Annotated in this window: 17 protein-coding genes and 3 pseudogenes; 10 read left to right on the forward strand and 10 right to left on the reverse strand. The window is 70.1% G+C overall.

All coding sequences use genetic code 11. The features are described 5' to 3' along the window. The first annotated feature begins 45 nt into the window (after positions 1-45). Positions 46-783 (forward strand): spermidine synthase, encoded by a 738-nt coding sequence (locus ACFVYS_RS40715; RefSeq protein ID WP_389510523.1) that lies wholly within the window; start codon positions 46-48, stop codon positions 781-783. A gap of 40 nt (positions 784-823) precedes the next feature. Here the strand turns inward: ACFVYS_RS40715 and ACFVYS_RS40720 are convergent, their stop codons facing one another. From ACFVYS_RS40720 to ACFVYS_RS40735, 4 genes and pseudogenes are all read right to left on the reverse strand, one after another. After that, positions 824-1,636: an SGNH/GDSL hydrolase family protein gene (locus ACFVYS_RS40720; RefSeq protein WP_389510525.1), complete on the reverse strand. Its 813-nt coding sequence runs from the start codon at positions 1,634-1,636 to the stop codon at positions 824-826. Continuing rightward, positions 1,623-2,012, reverse strand: a complete 390-nt coding sequence (locus ACFVYS_RS40725) for a hypothetical protein (RefSeq protein WP_389510527.1) — start codon at positions 2,010-2,012, stop codon at positions 1,623-1,625. Before ACFVYS_RS40725 ends, ACFVYS_RS40720 begins: the two co-directional genes overlap by 14 nt. 394 nt (positions 2,013-2,406) lie before the next feature. Beyond that, a pseudogene (tnpA, locus tag ACFVYS_RS40730) lies at positions 2,407-2,604 on the reverse strand (IS200/IS605 family transposase); the annotation flags it as partial. Between the two features lie 156 nt (positions 2,605-2,760). Then, positions 2,761-3,585, reverse strand: a complete 825-nt coding sequence (locus ACFVYS_RS40735) for an SAM-dependent methyltransferase (RefSeq protein ID WP_389510529.1) — start codon at positions 3,583-3,585, stop codon at positions 2,761-2,763. A gap of 720 nt (positions 3,586-4,305) precedes the next feature. Here ACFVYS_RS40735 and ACFVYS_RS40740 point away from each other — a divergent pair. The 3 genes from ACFVYS_RS40740 (at position 4,306) to ACFVYS_RS40750 (ending at position 5,757) form a co-directional block, all read left to right on the forward strand. Then, entirely contained in the window at positions 4,306-4,872 is a 567-nt protein-coding gene (locus ACFVYS_RS40740; protein WP_389510531.1) for a hypothetical protein, read from the forward strand. Positions 4,873-4,952: 80 nt separating this feature from the next. Then, positions 4,953-5,450: a Ku protein gene (locus tag ACFVYS_RS40745; protein WP_389510533.1), complete on the forward strand. Its 498-nt coding sequence runs from the start codon at positions 4,953-4,955 to the stop codon at positions 5,448-5,450. Then, on the forward strand, positions 5,425-5,757 hold the full coding sequence (locus ACFVYS_RS40750; protein WP_389510535.1) for a hypothetical protein: 333 nt from the start codon (positions 5,425-5,427) through the stop codon (positions 5,755-5,757). The genes ACFVYS_RS40745 and ACFVYS_RS40750 overlap by 26 nt, the downstream gene beginning before the upstream one ends. Here ACFVYS_RS40750 and ACFVYS_RS40755 read toward each other — a convergent pair whose 3' ends face one another. From ACFVYS_RS40755 to ACFVYS_RS40770, 4 genes are all read right to left on the reverse strand, one after another. Then, on the reverse strand, positions 5,758-5,961 hold the full coding sequence (locus ACFVYS_RS40755) for a hypothetical protein (protein ID WP_389510537.1): 204 nt from the start codon (positions 5,959-5,961) through the stop codon (positions 5,758-5,760). Between the two features lie 24 nt (positions 5,962-5,985). Next, positions 5,986-6,675, reverse strand: a complete 690-nt coding sequence (locus ACFVYS_RS40760; RefSeq protein WP_389510539.1) for a response regulator — start codon at positions 6,673-6,675, stop codon at positions 5,986-5,988. Further along, positions 6,672-7,865: a sensor histidine kinase gene (locus ACFVYS_RS40765; protein WP_389510541.1), complete on the reverse strand. Its 1,194-nt coding sequence runs from the start codon at positions 7,863-7,865 to the stop codon at positions 6,672-6,674. Before ACFVYS_RS40765 ends, ACFVYS_RS40760 begins: the two co-directional genes overlap by 4 nt. A gap of 107 nt (positions 7,866-7,972) precedes the next feature. After that, complete coding sequence (locus ACFVYS_RS40770) at positions 7,973-10,183, reverse strand: MMPL family transporter (RefSeq protein ID WP_389510543.1); 2,211 nt, start codon at positions 10,181-10,183, stop codon at positions 7,973-7,975. 257 nt (positions 10,184-10,440) lie between these two features. Here ACFVYS_RS40770 and ACFVYS_RS40775 point away from each other — a divergent pair. Next, a pseudogene (locus ACFVYS_RS40775) lies at positions 10,441-10,641 on the forward strand (transposase); the annotation flags it as partial. Positions 10,642-10,733: 92 nt separating this feature from the next. Here the strand turns inward: ACFVYS_RS40775 and ACFVYS_RS40780 are convergent. Together ACFVYS_RS40780 and ACFVYS_RS40785 are read right to left on the reverse strand one after the other, a co-directional pair. After that, entirely contained in the window at positions 10,734-11,162 is a 429-nt protein-coding gene (locus ACFVYS_RS40780) for a nucleoside deaminase (protein ID WP_257536734.1), read from the reverse strand. After that, positions 11,159-12,034, reverse strand: a complete 876-nt coding sequence (locus tag ACFVYS_RS40785) for an LLM class flavin-dependent oxidoreductase (RefSeq protein ID WP_389510545.1) — start codon at positions 12,032-12,034, stop codon at positions 11,159-11,161. Before ACFVYS_RS40785 ends, ACFVYS_RS40780 begins: the two co-directional genes overlap by 4 nt. Positions 12,035-12,129: 95 nt before the next feature. On the opposite strand from ACFVYS_RS40785, the gene ACFVYS_RS40790 reads away from it, so the two are divergent. From ACFVYS_RS40790 to ACFVYS_RS40810, 5 genes and pseudogenes are all read left to right on the forward strand, one after another. Beyond that, complete coding sequence (locus ACFVYS_RS40790) at positions 12,130-12,600, forward strand: Lrp/AsnC family transcriptional regulator (RefSeq protein WP_389510547.1); 471 nt, start codon at positions 12,130-12,132, stop codon at positions 12,598-12,600. A 725-nt stretch (positions 12,601-13,325) separates the two neighbouring features. Further along, a complete protein-coding gene (locus ACFVYS_RS40795; protein WP_389061096.1) occupies positions 13,326-13,799 on the forward strand; it encodes a carboxymuconolactone decarboxylase family protein in 474 nt (157 codons plus the stop codon). Between the two features lie 181 nt (positions 13,800-13,980). Then, entirely contained in the window at positions 13,981-14,901 is a 921-nt protein-coding gene (locus ACFVYS_RS40800; protein WP_389510549.1) for an RNA polymerase sigma-70 factor, read from the forward strand. Between the two features lie 155 nt (positions 14,902-15,056). Continuing rightward, a complete protein-coding gene (locus ACFVYS_RS40805) occupies positions 15,057-15,890 on the forward strand; it encodes an NAD(P)H-binding protein (protein WP_389510551.1) in 834 nt (277 codons plus the stop codon). Between the two features lie 443 nt (positions 15,891-16,333). Continuing rightward, positions 16,334-16,673, forward strand: a pseudogene (locus ACFVYS_RS40810) (hypothetical protein); the annotation flags it as partial. Positions 16,674-16,725: the final 52 nt, after the last annotated feature.

The following is a 16,725-nucleotide window of genomic DNA, read 5'->3' on the forward strand; positions in this document are numbered from 1 at the left end:
CGGCAACGGCGCCCCTACATTCACGCACGTCAGAAAGGTCAACGGATGGGCCTGCGCTTCGAGGAGATCGACTGGCAGCCGACACCGATCGGCGAGATCAGTCTGCGGCGCCGGCGCCATCCGGTCTCGGGGGACGACGTGTACGAGGTGAAGCTCGGCGACGAGTTCCTGATGTCCAGCCTCTTCACCGCCGGCGAGATCGCGCTCGCGGAACTCGGACTGGCCGAGCTGCCGGACACCGAACGGCCCGAACTGGATGTGGCCGTCGGCGGACTCGGGCTCGGCTACACCGCCCAGACGGCCCTGGACGACCCCCGGGTGCGCTCGCTTACCGTGATCGAGGCGCTCGCCGAAGTCATCGACTGGCACCAGCGGCACCTGGTACCCCTCGGAGCCGGGCTGACCTCGGACACCCGCTGTCGCCTGGTGCACGGCGACTTCTTCGCGCTCGCCGCCGACTCCGGCGGCCTGGACCCCGAGGCCCCGGGCCGCCGCTTCCACGCCGTCCTGCTGGACGTCGACCACTCACCACGCCATGTGCTCCACCCACGCCACGCGGCCCTCTACCAACCCGCCGGGCTCCGTGCCCTCGCAGGACACCTCCACCCCGGCGGGGTGTTCGCCCTGTGGTCGAACGACCCGCCCGACGAGCAGTTCACCTCCACGCTCACGGAGGTCTTCGCTCAAGCAGCGGCCCATGTCGTCGACTTCGACAACCCTCTGCAAGGCGGTACGTCGACCAACACCGTCTACGTGGCCCGCACAGCACCGGTTGCGCCGTAGGACGACGGCTCGGCCGGGTCCGGCGATGCGGCGCGGCCACCTAACCCAGGTGACCGGCGTCCGCCGTGGAGTCGGGCGTGGCGTTCACGGGCAGGAGCCGGGGGCGTTTCGCGGTGCGGCCGTCGCCGGAGGACCTGCCCCGCAGACGGCGTCCGAGCCAGGGTCCGAGGTGTGCGGCCACCCAGCGCAGTTCGGCTCCGGCGGCTTGCCAGCCCGCGGGAACCCGCTGTGGCGGGAGGGGGAGCGTCCAGGCATCGTCGCTGCCGGGCAGGTGGACGGCTTGGGCGAGAGCCGCGGCGATCCGTTCGTGGCCGAGGGGGCTCGCGTGGAGTCGGTCCGCGGTCCACAGCCGTGGGTCGGTGGTGACGGCCTGCCGGCCGGTTTCGGTGACCGTGACTCCATGACGGGCGGCCGCAGCGCGGATGCGGGTGTTGAGGTCGAACACGCGGGAGCTGATGGGCCGGGCAAGGGGCGCGATCTTGGCAAGGTCCGGGAAGGTCAGGGTCACCACGTGGGTCCCGGCAACCGTGAGCGCGGCGAACATCTCTTCCAGGTGCCCGGCCACCTCAGCGCCGCTGTACCGCGGCCGGAGCAGGTCGTTGACCCCGGCGACGACGGTGGCCAGGTCGGGGCGCAGGGCCAGGGCAGGCCCCAGCTGCTCCGTGCGGACCTGGCCGGCGGTATGTCCTCGTACGGCCAGATTGGCGTACCGGAGCCCGGGGTCGAGGGCTGCGAGGTGCTCGGCGAACCGGTCGGCGAAGCCGCGTAGGCCGACGGTGTCGTCGCCGTCGCCCAGTCCTTCGGTCTGGCTGTCGCCCAGGGCGACGTAACGCAGGTATTCACCGCTCGGCATGAGCCGTCCGCCTTTCCCGCAGGACAGTTGCGATGCGCAGGCACCGGTGGCCCGGCTCAGAGGCGAGGCCGCGCAGGCAGGTCAGGTACGGCCCGATCCGCTCGCCTAGGTGTACGGACTCCTCTTCGTCCGCATCCCCGCGTGGTGGCCGCAGCGGCCTTCCGAGAAGCTCGATCTCGGCCTCGGCCGCAGACGCTCGCACCTCTGGCTGTTCGACCACCGGCCCTTCCTTCTCCGGCTCGGTGAGCTTGACGTACGGCTGCTGGGGCAGGGCGCCCCAAAGGGTCGTGACGCCGACGCCGAACGCCTTCGCAGGCCGGTGTCCGCTGTACTCGCCGTCCAGTGGCGCCGCCGGCACGGCATGTCGCGAGGCCATCGACGCAACCCCTTTCCTCACCCGTGATCACATCGTACTCAAGAATGTGACTATTCATCTAGAGCGACTATTCAGCTTCTTGAGTAGTGCCTGCTCGGGCTGGACAGTGCAACGCAGCGCGGGCCTGCGCACTGGTCCTCAGCGTCGGCGGCGTAGGGCCGGGCCGGTCCGGCGCAGCGCTGCTCCTCCGGCGCGGGCCTCAAGCGTGGCGTTGCGTGATCCGCCAGGCGGAAGCGGGACTCCGGCCGCCCCCACGCCGTCCGCCGGCTGGCGAGTCTCTCCGACCGCCGGGGGTCCCGCTCGCTCCATCGGTCGGTGGACTGCCGTTCTGTAACGGGCGGCCAGTCTGTCGCATGACGCGTACGCCTCGCCGGCGATGACCACGGCGGGCTTACGGATAGTGCACCAGCAGATGGACGTGATCGCGTTCGCCGTTGAACTCCACCAGCTGTGTTTCAAAGTCGGCGCACACGTTGCGCATGATCCCTTCGCACCGGTTCAAGATCTCGTCGGTGAACGGGCCGCGTCGGTACTTGGGTATATAGACCAAGGGGGCGTGGAGGGGGTATACGACCGTACGACCCCTACGGATGCTGGGGTTTGGCTCCCATCGAGGTGACTTATACGCTGCGAAGCCGCGAACGCCGCAGCCGAGTTGGCGTTTCGTTTCGCCACCGGCCGGGGTGAGAAGAGCCGTCACCGGGGCGAGGCAGCCGGCTGCCTTGACGGTCTCGGTGACGTCCGGGGATCACGCTGAGGGTTTGCGGGCCAGTCCGGCGGCGATGAGGTGTTCCCAGACTGTGAGTTCTCGTTTTTCGCCGTTGTTCCATGGGTTGTCGGTCTCGTCGGGATGCCACAGGGACGCGGGGACGATCCCGGGGTCGAGGATCTCCAGGCCGTCCAGCAGAGAGGCGATTTCCGTGTCCGTGCGCCACCGGCCGCGGCCGAACGTCTGCTGGAGGACCTTCTCGGCCTGGGCGGTCTCCGGGTTGTTGCCGGAGCGGAAGTGGCTGATGAAGAAGTAGCTTCCGGAAGGGACGTGGTCGCGCCAGTAGCGGACGATGCCGGCCGGGTCCTCGTCATCGTTGACGTGGTGGAGGATGGCGCTGAGGATGACGGCGACGGGACGAGTGAAGTCGATGATTTCGAGGGTGCCGGGGTGCGTGCGGATGCCTTCGGGGTTGCGCACATCGACCGCGACGAAGCGGGTGCGGTTGTTGTTCTCCAGCAGCGCGCGGCCGTGCACCAGCACTTGCTGGTCTATGTCGACGTAGACGACCCGGGACTCGGGAGCGTGGCGTTGCGCGACCTGGTGGACGTTGTCCGCGGTCGGCAGGCCGCTGCCCAGGTCGATGAACTGCCGGATGCCGGTGGTCTTCGCGATCTCTCTGACCGCCCGGGTCAGGGCCGCGCGGTTGGCGAAGGCGATGGCCACCGAACCGGGCAGGTCGCGCTTGAACACGTCGCCGATCTCCCGGTCCACGGCATAGTTGTCCTTGCCGCCGAGCAGGTAGTCGTAGACGCGGGCGATGCTGGGCTTGGCCGGGTCGATGGAGGAGCCTTCAGACGTCATGGCGGCCATTCTTCCCCGCAACCTCCCCTGCGCACCCCCATAGGCCACTATCCGCGCAGGCGCGGGGAGCACGCCGCTGGCTCAGATCAGGCGCGGCGCGCTGTGGCCGTCCCCGCCGGCGGGGAGGGGGAGGGGGATCTTGGCACCATCACGGACGGCCGCATCGACACGCCGTTCCCACCTGCTCGACGCCCTGGACCTCCGGAGCCACGAGATGACGCAGCCTCCACCAGCTCCGCAATGGTGGTCGCGGGGCGGTCGAGCACGATTCCGTCGACGCCGTACGCGGAACCGTCACCGTCCAGCACGGCGAGCGGGCCGTGCGGGAAGCGCGGATCGACGGCGGGCTGCGCCGCTTTCCTCGCGGCCGGACGGCGCGATGTGGAGGCGGGCCGGGGGAGGGGACGCGCCGACCCGGCAGCTGGAACGGGGGGAGCCTGCGGGTCCGTCGTCTCCACCTCGGACGTCGCCGGTTTGGTGAGCGCCGCTGACGCCGTCGCGGCGGCGGGCGTGGCGTGGCGTGGGGGGCGGGATACCTCGCCGCCCACCCGTTCAGCAGCCGCTGATAGGCGTCCAGGCGCGATGATTTCGGTTCGCTGCGGCCGTTCTCCCAGTTCTTCATCGACTCTGGGTCGTGGTCTTTAGAGCTCGTAACACGATCATGGGTGGGCCTTCTTGCGGCGCCGTTAGCAGATGAGGCTGCGTGCCAGGGAGACGAAGGTGTCGTTCCCATCGGATGGCGAGGCGTTTGAACTGGTGGAGGAGGGCGAAGGCCTGCTCGACGACGTAGCGGAGTTTGCCCAGGCCCTTGGCACCGGCCCGCGCTCCTGGGGCATGCACGACGCCTTCGACGACGGCACCGCCTACCGGGCGGAGTTGTCGGCCCGCGTCGGCCAGCCGGTCCTGTCCGACGACCCGATCGTCCGGCGCGGCCTCCAGCTGCCGGACTCCTGGTGGCAGGACCTCACCGGGGCGCTGGAGAACGTGTCGGCGGTCGCCACCGGGCGCGTCGCCGTACGGCGGCAGTACATGGACCGGGCCATCCCCGAGTTCCTTGGGATCTCGGCCCCGGCCGTGACCTGCTGGACCTCCGCCCATGCCGACCTGCACTGGGCGAACGTCACAGCGCCGCTGAAGGTGTTGGACTGGGAGGGCTGGGGGCAAGCTCCAGAGGGGTTCGACGGCGCCACGCTCTACGCCTACTCGCTGCTCCAGCCCGACACCGCCGCCCGCGTCCGTGCCGCCTTCCCCGTGCTCGGCAGTCCGGTGGAACTCCGCCACCGCTGACCGAGCTCCCCGGTGCCCTCACGCGGCCGTGGTTTCCCCTCCCGGATGCGAGGGGAGCCACGGCCGCCGACGCTGGAGGCATGAGGGCCACCGCTACCTGGTCGGGCACCATCGCCGTCGGGATGGTCGCGATTCCTGTCCAGCTCTACGCGGCTACCGAAGAGCACACCGTGCGGCTCCATGGGATCCAAACCGCCGACGGCAGCCGTGTCCAGCACCGCCGCTTCTGTGCTGCGGAGGGCCGGGAGATCAGCTATTCCGAGGTCGGGCGGGGCGTCGCCCTCCCGGACGGCCGCCTGCTGCCGCTCTCCGAGGACGACCTCGCCCGCCTGCCGCTGCCGACCAAGCGCACGATCACGGTGGTGGGAATCATCGATCCGAAGGGTGTGGCCCCGATCAGCTACGACCGGCCGTACTACGTTGCTCCCGCCGCAGGGACCGCGGACCGGCCGTACGCCCTGCTGGTGGAGGTCCTCTCCCGGACGAACCAAGGTCGCGATCCGCAGCCGAGAACGCAAGGCGGTCATCCGGCCGTACCGCGGACTGCTGCTGTTGCAGACCCTGCGCTGGAGCGATGAGATCCGCGACCCCGGAGCCCTCGCCCACCTGGTCCCCGCCGTCCCGCTCAGCGACCGTGAGCGCCGACTGGCGGAAGTGCTGGTGCAGGAAATGATCGGCGTCGACGACAGCGTGGACCACGACGGGTACGCCCACGCCCTGGAGCAGCTGGTCGACGCCGTCGTCACCGGAGACGAGCTGGCCGAACCACCGTCACGCGAACCCGCTGTCGACCTCATGACCGCGCTGCAGCAGAGCGTCGATGAGGCGCGATCCGCCCGGCATTCCACGAAGCGCCCCTCGAAAGCCGACCGGGAGGGGGACTGATCAGCCCGCCCATCCGCTGTCACGGACCTCGATCGCTCCGGCGTGCGGCATGAACTGGATCCAGCACCGCCGTCCGAACGCCTCCCGGATCTCCTCCACCGAGCCCGGATCGCGGACATCGGGCCAGGCCCGCGGATCCATCCGCGCGACCTCCACGAGCGCCAGAACCTCCTGCCGGGCTCGGTCGTCCGGCAGCTGCGCCATGACCTCCACCACCTCGCCGATGGGTTACGGGGCCGGGGGAGTGGCCCGTACGAGCCCCGACTGGTAGGCGATGACCACCAGTTGGGCGCGGTCGCGGGCGCCCAGCTTCGTCATCGCGCGGTGGACATGGGTGCGCGCGGTGTACGGACTGACGAACAGCTCTGCTGCAATCGTGTCGTTGGACTTTCCCTCGGCGGCCAGGGCCATCACCTCCCGTTCCCTGTCGGTGAGTTCGGCGAGGAGTTCGGGGGCGGCCAGCTGGGGTCCGTGCTCGGGGGTGGCGAGGAAGCGGGCGACCAGGGCGCGGGTCGCGACGGGCGAGAGGAGTGCCTCGCCGGCCGCGACGGTGCGGATGGCGTCGAGGAGTTCGTCGGCGCCGGCGTCCTTGCCGAGGAAGCCGCTGGCTCCGGCGCGCAGGGCGCGGGCGACGTACTCGTCGGTCTCGAAGGTGGTGAGGATCAGGACGCGGGTCGCGGCGAGGTCGGGGTCGGCGCAGATCGCGGTGGTGGCGGCCAGTCCGTCCGTGCCGGGCATGCGGATGTCCATCAGGACGAGGTCGGGGTGGGTGGTGCGGGCGAGTTCGAGCGCCTCGGCGCCGTCGGCGGCCTCGCCGACGACGGTGAGGTCGTCGCAGGAGTCGATCAGGATGCGGAACGTCGCACGGAGCAGGGCCTGGTCGTCGGCGAGCAGTACGCGGATGGTCGTGGTGCTCATGGGGCGGGACTCTCCTCCGTCGGGGCGGTGCGGGGGTGCAGGGGCAGCGAGGTCGAGACCTCGAAGCCGCCCTCGGGGCGCGGTCCTGTGCGCAGGCTGCCGCCCACGGACCGGGCGCGCTCGCGCATCCCGATGAGGCCGAAGCCGGGGGGCGTGGGAGCCGGGCCGCCTTCACCGTCGTCGGTGACGGTGATCGCCAGATGGTCGGGGAAGTAGCCGAGCCGGACGGTGGCGCGCGCGGCCGGGGCGTGCTTGGTGATGTTGGTGAGGGCTTCCTGGACGATCCGGTACGCGGTCAGGTCCACGCCGGGGGAGAGCGGGCTGGGTTCGCCGTCGGTGAGGACGGTGACGCGCAGGCCCGCGGCCTCGACGGTGGCGAACAGTTCGGGGAGTTGGTCGAGTCCGGGCGCCGGTTCGAGGGGGCCGTCGGGGTCGTCGGCCTGACGCAACAGCCCTACGGTGGCTTTGAGTTCGCGCAGTGCGGATGCGGTGGTGCCGGCCAGGTCGTCGAGGAGCCGCTGGGCCTGCTCGGGGTCTTTCCGTACGAGATGGGCCGCCGTCCCCGCCTGGGCGTTGGCCACTGCGAGGTGGTGGGCGACGACGTCGTGGAGGTCGCGGGCGATCCGTACGCGCTCCTCGGCGACCCGCTGCCTGGCCTCCTGCTCCCGGGTGCGCTCGGCGTGTTCGGCGCGGGCGTGGATGGAGTCGAGGTAGGCGCGGCGCAGGGCGACGGCGAGGCCGGTCTCGGTGGCCAGGGGGATCCAGGGGGCGGTGTTGAGTACATCGAAGTAGAACGGAAACTCGCCGGAGTTGTTGGCCACGGCGAGGACGGTCTGTACAACAGCGACGACGATGGTGAACGGGTACACCGTTCGCCGGGGGAACTTCAGGGCCAGCCAGTACAGCGCGGTCAGGCTGGGGGCCAGGAGCAGCGGGGTGACCAGGTGCCCGAGGGCGTTGCCCAGGATCGCGCAGAGAGTGGCGACCACGGCGACGACCCAGGGGCGGGTGCGGTGCCACAGGGTGGCGGCGGCTCCGACGGCGGCGAGGAGAACACCGGACCACAGCTTTCCCCCGGTCACGCCGGAGAAGGCGGTCCCGGTCGTGGCCAGCACGAACAGGACCAGGGCCACCACTGCGTCGGTTGTACGCGGATAGGCGGCGGCGAAGCGGCGCAGGGCGGTGATCATGAGATGTGGTTCCCGTCGGGTCTGTGTCCATGGTGGACCGTGCGGACAACCACCGCCCGACGGGCCACCCGCTCGGATGCGGGCGGCCCGTCGGGAGGCGGCCGGGGTCAGACCCGGGCCGGTTCCCTCTCTGTGGGAGCGTCCTCGCCCTCGGCGGGCGGTTCAGTCTTGTGGAGGGACTCGCCCTCCACGTCGATGTTCGGCAGGATCCGGTCCAGCCACTTCGGCAGGTACCAGGCGTGCTTGCCCATCAGGGCCAGGACGGCGGGCACGATCGTCATCCGGACCACGAACGCGTCGAAGAGCACGGCGGCCGCGAGCCCGAACCCGATCATCTTGATCATGGAGTCGCCCGAGGTCACGAACCCGGAGAACACCGCGATCATGATCAGTGCGGCGGCCACGACCACTCGCCCGCTGTGCCGGAATCCGCTGACGACAGCCTGCGCGGGCGACTCGCCTCGTACGTGGGCCTCCCGCATCCGGGAGACGAGGAAGACCTCGTAGTCCATGGCCAGACCGAACACGATCCCCACCAGGAAGATCGGCATCATGCTCATGATCGGACCGGTGGACTCGATGCCGAGCAGGCTCGCGCCCCAGCCCCACTGGAAGACCGCGACGACCGTGCCCAGGGCAGCCAGTACGGACAACAGGAACCCGCCGGCGGCCTTGAGTGGCACCAGGATCGAGCGGAAGACCACCATCAGGAGCAGGAAGGCGAGCCCGAGCACCAGCCCGAGGTAGGGGATCAGTGCGCTCTGTACCTTGTCCGCCATGTCGATGTCGGCGGCGGTGGTGCCGGTGACCTCGAAGGTCGCTCCCGTACCGGCGTCGATGTCCGCGCGCTGGTCGCGGATGGTCGAGACGAGCTCCTTGGTCTCCTCGGAGGTGGGTGCGGTGGAGGGCACGACGGAGAACACCGCCGTGTCGCCCGCCTCGTCGAACCGGGCCTGGGAGACGGAGACGACTCCGGGGACGTCGCCGATGTTCTGCTCGATCGTCTTCACAGCCGCCTGCGGGTCGGCGGCACCGTCCGCGTTCACGACGAGGGTCAGGGGGCCGTTGAAGCCGGGGCCGAAGCCGTCGGCGAGTGCTTCGTAGGCGCGGCGCTCGGTGGTGGAGGTGGGCTGCGACTCGTCGCCCGGCATACCGAGGTCGAGGCTGGTGACGGGCACCGCTGCGACGCCCAGGCCGACGGCGGCGAGGATCAGCACGGGAAGCGGCTTGCGCATGACCAGGCGAGCCCAGCGGGAGCCGCCATTGGTGTCGCTGTCGCCCCGGGCGCGCTTGTTCTTGCGGACCCGCCGGGCCAGCGTCACGTTCGGCCAGAAGCCGAGCAGGGCCGGGACCAGAGTGAGCGCGACGAGGATGGAGATCAAGACCGCGGCGGCGGCGCACAGGCCGATCTGGGTGAGAATGGGAATGCCGACCACCCAGAGCGCGGCCAGCGCGATGATCACGGTGAGCCCGGCGAAGACGACCGCGGACCCGGCGGTGCCCACCGCGCGCCCCACGGCCTCCTCGGCTTCATGGCCCTTGGCCCGCTCCTCGCGGTAGCGGGAGACGACGAAGAGCGCATAGTCGATACCGAGCGCGAGACCCAGCATGGAAGCCAGACCGCTGGCGCTTGAGGACAGGCCCAGCGCACTGCCCAGGGCGGCGATGCCGGCCGTCGTGGTGCCGACGCCGATGATCGCGGTCAGCAGCGGAAGCCCCGCCGCGGCCATCGAGCCCAGGGTGACCAGGAGGACGAGCGCGGCGATCGCGATGCCGATCATCTCGGCCGTCGCGGGCGTGGCGACCTCACTGGCGACGGCGCTGCCGCGCATGTCCACGGTCAGACCCGCGCCGCCGGCCTCCTGGGAGGCGGTGTCCAGGGCCTGGGTGCTGGCATCCGAGAGGTCGTCGGCCGCCACCTTGTAGCTGACGGTGGTGAAGGCGGTCGAGCCGTCGTCGCTCACCCCGCCCGTGGTGAAGGGGTCGGTCGCGCTGGTGACCTGGGAGCCGGAGGAGACATCGTCCACGGCCTCGTCGATCGCCGCCCGGTACTGCTGCGCGGTGACCTTCTGCCCGCTGGGCGCGACGAACACGATCTGGGCGGAGGCGCCGTCGCTGTTGCCGTCGGGGAAGTTCTGGTTGATGAGGTCGGCAGCCTGCTGGGACTCCGTGCCCGGCATGGCCGAGGAGGACTCGGAGGCAGCGGGCGCCATCGCGGCGGCGGCGCCGACGCCGATCAGCGCGGCCACCCACACAAGGGTGAAGGACCAGCGTCGCCGGAAGGCGAGCCGGCCCAGCCGGTAGAGGAAGGTGGCCATGGTGATGAGGTCTCCGTCTCGGTTCTCGGGTACCTCACCAGGCTCCCCGGACGAGGCCCTCCCGCGCGTCGTGCAGCTGCCGACAATCAGGGCTACTGCATACGCACTACGCGGGCCGCGGCGATCGCCGCCTCGGACAGGGGAGCCAGCGGGCTGCAAGCGTGCGTGGCGGGCACGGTGCACAGCCGTACACCTGTGAAACAGACCGGCCGACTCGGGCCCACGGCGATGGAGCCCTGCCGCTGGCCCTTGAGCGGATGCGCCCCGTGATCGCGAAGCGAGGCGAGCCGCACGGCGGCCTGGGCATCTTCCGCTACGTCGTCGAGCGCACGATCGCCTGGCTGCACGGCTTCCGCCGCCTGCGCATCCGCTGGGAGCGACGTGACGACATCCACGAAGCGTTCCTCGGACTCGCCGTCTGCCTGATCACCCACCGCCACGTCCAACGGCTTTGTTAGGGCCAGTAAGTCAAATGGGTGGGGCGGCTTTGGAGGGGTGAGCGTACCCAGGTGCGTTCCGCTGGTGGCGGGCTCTGCCCTGGGCCCGGCGGTCAGCGGTAGTAGGGCTCGACCGCAGCCCGTACCTCGTCGAGCAGCGCGGGGCCATCCTGCGGCACGGGCGGTCGGCTGCTGCCCGGCCTGATGTCCAGGAGCTGTTCGTTGGACAGGGCGAACACCACTCGCCGCAGTCCTGCCCATTGGATGACGGCATTGCACATTCCGCACGGCTGGCAGCTGGTGTACATGGTGGTGCCTGCCGCCGTCTGCGCGTCGAGTTCTCTTGCGGCCCACCTCGCCAATTTGAGTTCCGGGTGTGCGGTGACGTCGTTGTCGGTGAGGGTGGTGTTGTGCTCCTCGGCCAGGATCGTCCCGTCCGGTCCTGCCAACAGAGATCCAAAGGGCGGGTTGCCGCTCGTGCGTGCCTTGGCCGCGAGAGAGATGGCCTGTCGGAGGAGGGTGTGGTCGTCGGGTGTGGTCATGGCTGCTCCCTCGTAGTGCGGGGTGGGGTGTTGGGCGGGAGAAGGTGCGCGGCCATGGTGGCGAGGGCTTGCCAGGCCGCCTGCGGGTGACATGTCGCCTGGGGGTCGCCCTGGTAGGTGTCGAGGACGACGGACTTGGCGCCCAGCAGCCGCAGTTGGTCGAGATCGTCCATGATCTGGTCGATGGTGCCCTCACCGGCGAGCCGTCCCGCTGCGTCGACCGGTTCCTTGGTGAGTCGCAGGGCGATGCGGGGAGCCAGGGCGGGCACGGGCAAGTGTTGCTCGTCCGCGTACGTCTGCAGCCTGCCTGCGGCTTCGCGCAGCCACGGCATGGTGGGGTGCAGCGGATGCCATGCGTCTCCGAGTCGTACGGCCCGGCGCAGCCCCGCGTCGCTGTTGCCGCCGACCCACACCGGGATCCGGCGGTCTCCGTAGGAGGCGGTGTCCTTCCAGGCGGCCCGGATGTCCCGCAGGTGGCTGTCGGTCAGCTGTCCGCGCTGTGAGAACGGGATGTCGAGAGCGGTGAACTCCTGCCGCGCCCAGCCCACTCCCACGCCGAGGATCAGCCGGCCGCCGCTCAGCTCATTCAGATTGGCCGCCATTCGGGCGGTGAGCAGCGGGTGCCGGTAGGCAGCGATGAGGACTGTCGTGCCGAGCTGGATACGGGTGGTGAGGCCGACCAGCCAGGACAAGGTGGTGAAGGGCTCGTAGAAGGGTGCCGGGTAGCGCTCGGCGACATCCGGCGTAATGGCTATGTGGTCCGAGATCATCAGTAGGTCGAAACCCAGGCCCTCCACGGTCTGGGCCCAGCTTCGCAACACTCCGGGGTCGGTGCCCGGGCCGAAATTGGGGACGTTCACTCCGATCTTCATAGCGCCCAACCCTAGGCAGGGCGTATGGGTCGCCAGAAGGGATTCCCGCCTGTTCAGAGGCGGTTCGGCCGTGGATCCGCCGGTAGAATGGCCGTATGGCCGAGAGTCTCGACGTGACGGACTGGGCGATCCTGGCAGAAGTCCAACGGGACGGCCGGATCCCGTTCACCGAGCTGGCGCGGCGGGTGAACCTGAGCGCGTCGGCGACCAAGGAGCGGGTGCGTCGGCTCGAGGAGGCTGGGGTGATCACTGGGTACCGGGCGGAGGTGAACCCGGAGCGGACCGGTTACCCGGTGATGGCGGTGGTCCGGCTCAAGTACCCGGGGCCGGGAACCCGGCACCAGCCGCTGCGCCGGCTGCTGGAGGAGCGCTCGGAGATCCTGGAGTGCCTTCGCACCACCGGAGACGACTGCTATGTCATGAAGGTGGTGGCCACGTCGATGGGCCACCTGGAGGAGATCGTTGACGAGCTGGCCGAGTTCGGGAGCACCACCACCAACCTCGTCCTCAGCCGGACGCTCCCGTTACGCGGTCCGGGGGTGCTTCGGGTGAACACCGTCAGGTAGGCGCTGACGTTGCGCGGACGCCACTTCATCGCCGGGGCCCGGCCTGGCGTCCAGCAGCGGCGACCATCAACTGCCCGTCATCCGCTGTCACATGCAGATGGGGCTGTGGTCGGCGGCGGTCTGGGGCAGTGCGCGGAGGGTGGGGCTGTCGTCGGTGGATCGCCACGTGAGGGCGAAGTGGAGGGTGGGGGCGTCGGGAACGGGGAGGAAGACGATGCCGGGGGGATGGTTTAGCGGGCGGCGATCTCGCCCAGCGGGTGGACACACTGTCCGGAGGCGACCAGAGAGAGAATCTCGTGGAAAGTCCGCGCGGCGGGCCTGCGCGGGATTCGGCGGTCGAGCGGCGTACGCATGGGGACCATCGCCGTGACCCGGTATTCGGGGGCGTCGGGGCCGAAGTCGACGACATGGTTGTCGCCGAGGTCTTCCAGCGACGCGGTGTGCCGCGCTCGGCCAGCGGAGGGTTTGCCGACACGGCGAGCACGCGGCCTCTGGTCAGCACGGTCGGCCCGACCGTGCTGACCGGTTCGGCCACCGGAGGCCACAGCACGTGCGCGTCGCTCTCCGGTGCGCAGCGCGGTGAACGGGTCGCTGCCAGCGACTCTGCCTTGTGACATCCCGAGTCCGGTCAGCGGAGAGACGTAGGTCACACCGTGTCGTGTCACAGGCGTGAGGACCGCCTCGTCTCGGGGGTGAAGGCATCGACGAACGTGGAGGAGCACACGATGGACGCGCGATTGAACTACTTCGCCAGCCCGACCGCCGGCAAGGCGCTCAAGTACTTCATGTCGGTCGGCCGGGTGCTGAAGGAATCGCCGCTGCCGGCTACGACGCAGGAGTTGGTAGCGCTGCGCGTGAGCCAGATCAACGGCTGCGCGGTCTGCATCGACATGCACACCAAGGAAGCCGCCGCGGCCGGCGAGAGCCCGGTGCGACTGAACTTGATCGCGGCTTGGCGGGAAGCAACGGTCTTCACCGAGGCTGAACGCGCCGCGCTCGCATTGGCGGAGCAGGGGACCCGGGTCGCGGACGCGGCCACCGGGGTCAGCGACGAGGTGTGGGCGCGTGCCGCCCAGCACTATGACGAGGAACAGCTCACGGCCCTCGTGCTGCTGGTCTCGTTCATGAACACGGTGAACCGGCTGAACATCATCACCCAGCAGCCGGCCGGCGATTACCAGGTCGGCCAGTTCCACTGAACCCGCCACCGCACCCCCGGCCCGGTCAGGCCTGCCGGGACCGGGACGCCATGCTCAAGGCCATGAGGTCGTCCGCGGGCGCGGGCGTTGTCAGGTCCGCTCACACATCGGATGGTCTTCGAGAGATGCCTCGTCGGCACGGGTCCGGCCGGGCACACAGACCGCAAAGGGGGGAGTCGGCGTGGGCAAGGTCGAGGAGTTCGAGGAGCTGCGGCCGCTGCTGTTCTCGATCGCGTACCGGATCCTGGGCAGCGTGGGCGAGGCGGAGGACGCGGTACAGGAGACCTGGCTCCGCTACGACGCCTCAAGAACCCGGCCCGTGTCGGCCAAGGCGTTCTTGTCAGCCACGGTGACCCGGATCGCGATCGACGTGCTGCGCTCCGCCCGGGTGCGGCGGGAGAGGTACGTCGGACCGTGGTTGCCCGAGCCGCTGCTGGACGATCCGTACGAGGACCCGGCCCGCGCGGCGGAGCTGGCCGACTCGGTGTCGATGGCGGCGCTGCTGCTCCTGGAGCGGCTCAGTCCGCTGGAGCGGTCGGTGTTCGTGCTGCGGGAGGTTTTCGCCTTCGGCTTCGCCGAGATCGCCGCCGCGGTGGGGCGCTCGGAGGCCGCGTGCCGGCAGCTGCTCGTACGGGCACGCCGCCACATGCACGAGGGACGGCCCCGGTTCGAAGCGGACCGCCAGCAGCGGCAGGAGCTGGCGAGGCGGTTCTTCGAGGCACTGACGCAGGGAGACGTGGACGGACTGCAGAATCTGCTGTCCGCCGACGTCCAGCTCGTCGGGGACGGCGGTGGCAAGGCACCGCAGCTGGCCAGGGCCGTCACCGGCGCCGAGAACGTGGCCAGGCTGCTCGCCACCGTCTACCCGCTCATGGCCCGGATCGACATCACGTTCGAACCGCTTGAGGTCAACGGCCAGCCGGGCGCGCTCTTCCGCGACCGCGACGGCAAAATCCTCCACATCCTCGCCCTCGACACACTCGACGGGCAGATCCAGACGATCCGCGCGGTCATCAACCCCGACAAGCTCAGCCACCTCGGCCCGGTCGCCGACGCCTGGGCCGTCGACCAGGAAGTGAAGCAGACCCGTAAAACCCAGTGATCTCCCGACCAGCCTGACAGGGCAGGACCGGAGGTTTCAGTGCCGCATGCCGATGATCCTGGCGCACGGCTCGCCCGTGACGTCTTCCCACGATACGAACCGTGATCATCCACCGCGCAAGATCGATTATCGACACACCCACTGGGGGTTCAGTCATGATCCTGATTACCGGAGCCACCGGCGTCGTCGGCCGGGAAACCGTCCGCCTCCTGGTCGAGGGGGGAGCGAAAGTCGCCGCGGTCACCCGCGACCCGCACGCCGCGTTCCCCGCCGGTACACAGCTCGTCCACCCCACCAAGGTTCCCACCCTCTGCGGCGTGGAGGCCATTCTGCTCAGCCCGCGTGCCGCCGGATCCACCGCTGTCGACCTGTTGGCCCGCGCCCGCGAGACGGGCGCGGCAAGAGTAGTCGTGCTGTCCGCCGTCACCGTGCAGTACCCGGCTGGGCACGCACGCTTCCGGCAGCAGTTCCACGCTGTTGAGAAGGCCGCCCAGGGGAGCGGCCTGGACTGGACGATCCTGCGCTGCGCCGATTTCGCCGCCAACACTCTGGCCTGGGCCGGGCAGATCCAGGCGACCGGGACCGTCCGGGGGGCGTACCCGCACGCGAGGACCTCGACTGTCGACGAGCGGGATATCGCCGCGGTGGCCGCCCTCGCCCTGACTCACCCTCAGCACCACGGTCAGACCTACCTGCTGACCGGAGAGCAGTCGCTGAGCCAGCCGGAGAAGGTCGCCGCGCTCGGCGCGGCGCTCGACCGGTCACTGTCCTTCGTCGAGGCTGCACCGGACGAGATCCGCCGCGGCATGCTCGCCGCCGGCCTGCCCGACGAGGTGCCCGACCGGCTGCTCGGCTCGCTGGCCGATTATGCCCGCGAAGCCGGGCCCACCACCGACACCGTACGGCGGCTGCTGGGCCTCCCGGCACGTACGTACGCCACCTGGGCGCAGGACCACCGCGCCGCCTTCACTACAGGAGGAACCCGATGAAACTCACGATCGTCGCCGCCACCGGCGGGATCGGACGGTCGCCGTCGACCTCACCCGACCCGACATGCCGACGCTCGCCGCAGGGGTACGCGGCGCCGACGCCGTACCTGTCCGCGCTGGGCCCGCGAAACCCGCGCGGGGCTGGCCCGTTCCCGGCGGTGAACTGCCGGGAACGGGGCGGTTGGGGACCTCGTGGGCGGAGAACTGGGCCCGGTCCGCGGCGACCTGGGCGGGGGTGAGGTGGGTCGCGAGAGGGCGCGAGCGGCGCGCTCGCGGCAGAACGGGGCTGGGCACGGTGAACCTCCGGGACAGGGCGGCGGCCGGCGGGCATGCCGGTGCCCGCGATGGACGAGTGCTGGATCGCGGGCGCGGTGAGCGCCGGGTGCGGCTGGGCGCGGTGACGGCGTTCCAGGAGGGGCGCGGCGTGGACCGCCACCAGTTGGTGGCTCGGCGCCGCCATGCTCGTCACCATCGTGCTGCTGATGGGCCTCGGACTCCCCAACGGCACCGAAGCAGGAAGCGACCGGCGTCGTTCCGCCTGGCGGAGGCAAGGTCACCTTCGAGATCGACAAGGCCGACCCTCAGAACCCCACGGGCGATCGGTTCAGCGGCGAGCGTTTCGAGAAAGCCTTGAACGTCACGCTCAACTCCGTGGTGTTCCGCTCCTCCGGCCAGGACCTGACCACCACCGGCACCTACATCGAAATGGCGTCCCGACTGACCGAACCCGTCCTCCTGGGCCTAGGGACTGTTTCTCGGATCATGTTCGGAGCCAGATGGTGAGGGCTGCGAGGGTGACGGTGCCGAGGTAGATGTAGGCGCGTTTTTCGTAGCG

Origin of the sequence: Streptomyces sp. NPDC058295, from assembly GCF_042880655.1 — a bacterium.
GTDB lineage: Bacteria > Actinomycetota > Actinomycetes > Streptomycetales > Streptomycetaceae > Streptomyces > Streptomyces coriariae.

Bases quoted from the DNA above. Each gene is read 5' to 3' on its own strand.
- ACFVYS_RS40715 (WP_389510523.1), top strand. From the start codon at position 46: ATGGGCCTGCGCTTCGAGGAGATCGACTGGCAGCCGACACCGATCGGC.
- ACFVYS_RS40720 (WP_389510525.1), bottom strand. From the start codon at position 1,636: ATGCCGAGCGGTGAATACCTGCGTTACGTCGCCCTGGGCGACAGCCAG.
- ACFVYS_RS40725 (WP_389510527.1), bottom strand. From the start codon at position 2,012: ATGGCCTCGCGACATGCCGTGCCGGCGGCGCCACTGGACGGCGAGTAC.
- ACFVYS_RS40735 (WP_389510529.1), bottom strand. From the start codon at position 3,585: ATGACGTCTGAAGGCTCCTCCATCGACCCGGCCAAGCCCAGCATCGCC.
- ACFVYS_RS40745 (WP_389510533.1), top strand. From the start codon at position 4,953: ATGAGGGCCACCGCTACCTGGTCGGGCACCATCGCCGTCGGGATGGTC.
- ACFVYS_RS40755 (WP_389510537.1), bottom strand. From the start codon at position 5,961: ATGGCGCAGCTGCCGGACGACCGAGCCCGGCAGGAGGTTCTGGCGCTC.
- ACFVYS_RS40760 (WP_389510539.1), bottom strand. From the start codon at position 6,675: ATGAGCACCACGACCATCCGCGTACTGCTCGCCGACGACCAGGCCCTG.
- ACFVYS_RS40765 (WP_389510541.1), bottom strand. From the start codon at position 7,865: ATGATCACCGCCCTGCGCCGCTTCGCCGCCGCCTATCCGCGTACAACC.
- ACFVYS_RS40770 (WP_389510543.1), bottom strand. From the start codon at position 10,183: ATGGCCACCTTCCTCTACCGGCTGGGCCGGCTCGCCTTCCGGCGACGC.
- ACFVYS_RS40780 (WP_257536734.1), bottom strand. From the start codon at position 11,162: ATGACCACACCCGACGACCACACCCTCCTCCGACAGGCCATCTCTCTC.
- ACFVYS_RS40785 (WP_389510545.1), bottom strand. From the start codon at position 12,034: ATGAAGATCGGAGTGAACGTCCCCAATTTCGGCCCGGGCACCGACCCC.
- ACFVYS_RS40790 (WP_389510547.1), top strand. From the start codon at position 12,130: ATGGCCGAGAGTCTCGACGTGACGGACTGGGCGATCCTGGCAGAAGTC.
- ACFVYS_RS40795 (WP_389061096.1), top strand. From the start codon at position 13,326: ATGGACGCGCGATTGAACTACTTCGCCAGCCCGACCGCCGGCAAGGCG.
- ACFVYS_RS40805 (WP_389510551.1), top strand. From the start codon at position 15,057: ATGATCCTGATTACCGGAGCCACCGGCGTCGTCGGCCGGGAAACCGTC.